We start from the raw sequence: 4,038 nt of genomic DNA on the forward strand, positions 1-4,038 counted from the left end.
CAGGCGATCGCGGCGAGCCTGGCTGGTGACGGTGGCATGGTGTCCGTGGCTCTGGACGCCGGGCAGGCTGCCGAGCGGATCGCCGGCTGGGACGGCCGTATCGAGATCGCCGCCCTGAACGGGCCCACCTCGGTGGTGGTGGCGGGTGAACCGCAGGCCCTGGACGAACTGATCGCCGTCTGCGAGGCCGACGAGGTCCGTGCTCGTCGTATCCCGGTGGATTACGCCTCTCACACCACCCACGTCGAACGCATCGAGGGGGAGCTGGCCCGGGTCCTGGCCGAGGTCCGTCCGCAGACCTCCACGATCCCGTTCTTCTCCACGGTGGAGGCCGACTGGATCGACACCGAGGCTCTGGACGCCGGGTACTGGTACCGCAACCTGCGCCGCACGGTCCGTTTCGAGGAGGCGGTCCGCGCCCTCACCGAGCAGGACCACACGGCGTTTGTCGAGGTGTCGGCGCACCCGGTGCTCGCGATGAGCATCCAGGACACCGCCGACGACGCGGCCGTGACGGGCACCCTGCGCCGCGACGAGGGGGGCCTGGACCGCTTCCTGACTTCCCTGGGTGAGCTATGGGTTCACGGCATCGACGTCGACTGGGCGCAGGCTTTCGCCGGCACCGGCGCCCACCACACCGACCTGCCCACCTACGCCTTCCAGCACCGCCACTACTGGCTGGGCACTGCTGTCACGACGGCCGGTGCGCTGCCCGGGCTCGGGCTCGTGGCGGCGGAGCACCCGATGCTCGGGGCGGCGGTGGAGCTTCCGGACTCGACAGGTGTGGTCCTCACCGGTCGGTTGTCGCTGCGGACGCATCCGTGGCTGGCGGACCACGCCGTCGGCGGTGTGGTGCTGCTGCCAGGGACCGCGTTCGTGGAGCTGGCCGTCCGGGCCGGTGACGAGGTCGGCTGCGGGGCGGTCGAGGAACTGGTCCTCCAGGCCCCGCTGACGCTGCCCGAACAGGGCGGTGTGCAGCTGCGGATCACGGTTGCCGAGTCCGGCGCGGAGGGCGGCGGTCGCGCGTTCACCGTGTACTCCCGGCGAGAGGACGCCCCGGCGGAGAGCCCCTGGACGTGTCATGCGACGGGTGTGCTGGCGGTGGGTGGTGCGTCGGTGTCGGCGGGTGCGGCGGAGCTGGTGGTGTGGCCGCCGGCCGGGGCCGTGGCGGTGGACGTCGGTGGGCTGTACGAGGGGTTCGTGGCCGACGGGTACGGCTATGGGCCGGTGTTCCAGGGGGTGCGTGCGGCCTGGCGGCTCGGTGAAGAGGTGTTCGCCGAGGTGGAGCTGGCGGAGGGGCAGCGGGAGGACGCGGCTCGTTTTGGGTTGCATCCGGCGTTGTTGGATGCGGCGTTGCATGGTGTGCGGCTGGGTGATTTCTTCTCGGACGGTCGGGCGCGGTTGCCGTTCGAGTGGCGTGGGGTGTCGTTGTACGCGTCGGGTGCGTCGGTGGTGCGGGTGCGGTTGGCGCCGGTCGGTGCGGACGCGCTGTCGGTGACCGTCGCCGACGGCACCGGACAGCCCGTCGCCACGGTCGACTCCCTCGTCCTGCGCCCCTTCGCCCCCGAGCACCTCGCGGGCGCGACCCTGACCCGCGACAGCCTCTTCCGCGTCGAGTGGACGCCGCTGCCGCAGGCTGCCGCGGCCCACGACACCAAGGGCGTGTGGGCGGTCGTAGGCTCGCCGGGTGCCGTGACCGGGCTCCCGGCCGAGCCGACCGTCCATGCCGACCTGGCGGACCTGGCCTCTGCCGTCGACAACGGCGGCGTACTGCCGGACGCGGTGCTCGTCCCGTTCGCGGTGGCGGCGCCGGACGGGAACACCGTTCGGGCGGCGCACGACGCCGCGTACCGGGCCCTGGAGCTGGTGCAGGGCTGGCTGGCGGAGGAGCGGTTCGCGGCGTCGCGGCTGGTGCTGGTCACGCGGGGCGCGGTGGCGGCCGGGCCGGACGAGGGGGTCGCGGACATCGCGGCCGCCCCGGCCTGGGGCCTGCTGCGGTCGGCTCAGACGGAGAACCCCGGCCGGTTCGTCCTCCTGGACAGCGACGGCGACGGCGGGACGTGGCCGGCCGGTGCCCTGGACGCCGTACTCGCCGGGGACGAACCCCAGCTCGCGGTTCGCGATGGCGTCGTCTACGTGCCCCGCGTGCAGCCGGTCGTGCCGGCCACGGCGGCGGAGGGGCCGGGCTGGGGCGAGGGCACCGTGCTGGTCACGGGTGCCACGGGCACGCTGGGCGCTCTGGTGGCGCGGCATCTGGTGACGGGGCACGGGGTACGGCGTCTGCTGCTGCTCAGCCGTAGCGGGCCGCAGGCTGCTGGGGCCGCTGAATTGGTGTCTGGGCTTGGTGAGTTGGGTGCGGATGTCTCGGTGGTGGCGTGTGACGTGGCCGACCGTGCGGCCTTGGCGGAGGTGCTGGCGGGGGTACCGGCCGAGCACCCGTTGACGGGTGTGGTGCACACGGCGGGTGTGCTGGACGACGGTGTCGTGTCGTCCCTGACCCCCGAGCGGCTCGACACGGTGCTGCGGCCCAAGCTCGACGGAGCCTGGAACCTGCACGAACTGACCCGCGACCTGGGCCTGTCGGCCTTCGTACTGTTCTCCTCGGCGTCGGGTGTGCTCGGGAGTGCGGGACAGGGCAATTACGCGGCCGCGAACGCGTTCGTGGACGCGGTGGCGGCGGTGCGGAGGGCCGACGGTCTGCCGGGCGTGTCGCTGGCGTGGGGCGTGTGGGAGCAGCGCAGTGGGATGACCGGTGCGCTGGGTGAGGTCGAGGCGGCCCGGCTCGCCCGGTCGGGTCTGCCGGCGTTGTCGTCCTCGGACGGACTCGCCTTGTTCGACACCGCGGTGACCGCGGGGCCGGCGCTGGTGCTGCCGGTGCGGTTCGATCTGGCCGTGTTCCGGGCCATGGGCGCCGGTGTGCCCGCGGTGATGCGCGCGGTGGCCGGTGGCCGGGTGCGCCGGGCGCGGGCGAGCGAGGCCGCCGGCGCGGGCCTGGTGGACCGGTGGGCCGGGTTGACGCCGGACGCGCGGATGCGGGAGCTGTCCGGGCTGGTGCGCGGGCAGGTGGCCGCGGTGCTGGGGCACGGTTCGGCGGCGTCGGTGGAGGAGGGCCGGGCTTTCAAGGAGCTGGGCTTCGACTCGTTGACGGCTGTTGACCTGCGGAACCGGCTGAACGCGGCGACCGGTCTGCGGCTGCCCGCCACGCTGGTCTTCGACCACCCCACCCCCGATGCCCTCGCACGACACCTGTACGGCGAACTCTTCGGCACCACGGGCGCATCCACCGGCGAACCGCTCCCGGTGCAGGCTCCGCTCGACCAGGACCCCATCGTCGTCGTCGGGATGAGCTGCAGGTACCCGGGCGGAGTGCAGTCCCCGGAGGACCTGTGGCGCATGGTGGCCACGGGCCGGGACGGCATCGACGGATTCCCGGTGGACCGGGGTTGGGACCTGGACGGCCTGTACGACCCGGACCCGGACCGCAAGGGCAAGAGCTATGTCCGTGAGGGCGGCTTCCTGCACGACGCGGCCGACTTCGACCCGGGGTTCTTCGGGATCTCGCCGCGTGAGGCGCTGGCGATGGACCCGCAGCAGCGGCTGCTGCTGGAGACGTCCTGGGAGGCGCTGGAGCGGGCGGGCATCGACCCCGCCCGGGTACGGGGCAGCCGGACCGGTGTCTTCGCGGGCGTGATGTACAACGACTACGGCTCCCGGCTGAAGGTCGTTCCCGACGGCTTTGAGGGCTATCTCGGCAATGGCAGCGCGGGCAGTGTCGCCTCCGGGCGCATCTCCTACACCTTCGGGCTGGAGGGCCCGGCGGTGACGGTGGACACGGCGTGCTCGTCCTCCCTGGTCGCCCTGCACCTGGCCGCCCAGGCGCTGCGGGCGGGCGAGTGCACCCTGGCCCTGGCCGGCGGTGTGACGGTGATGTCGACGCCGATGACCTTCGTGGAGTTCAGCCGGCAGCGGGGGCTGTCGCCGGACGGCCGCTGCAAGTCCTTCTCGGACGCGGCCGACGGTACGGGCTGGTCCGAGGGC

Annotated in this window: 1 protein-coding gene; it reads left to right on the forward strand. The window is 73.2% G+C overall.

Annotated elements, in window-relative coordinates:
* Positions 1-18 precede the first annotated feature (18 nt).
* Positions 19-4,038: SDR family NAD(P)-dependent oxidoreductase (locus tag ABZ919_RS41410; protein WP_361259473.1), on the forward strand; the 4,020-nt coding region annotated here is incomplete at its 3' end.

The sequence above is a fragment of the Streptomyces sp. NPDC046759 genome, assembly GCF_040645475.1.
Classification (GTDB): Bacteria; Actinomycetota; Actinomycetes; order Streptomycetales; family Streptomycetaceae; genus Streptomyces.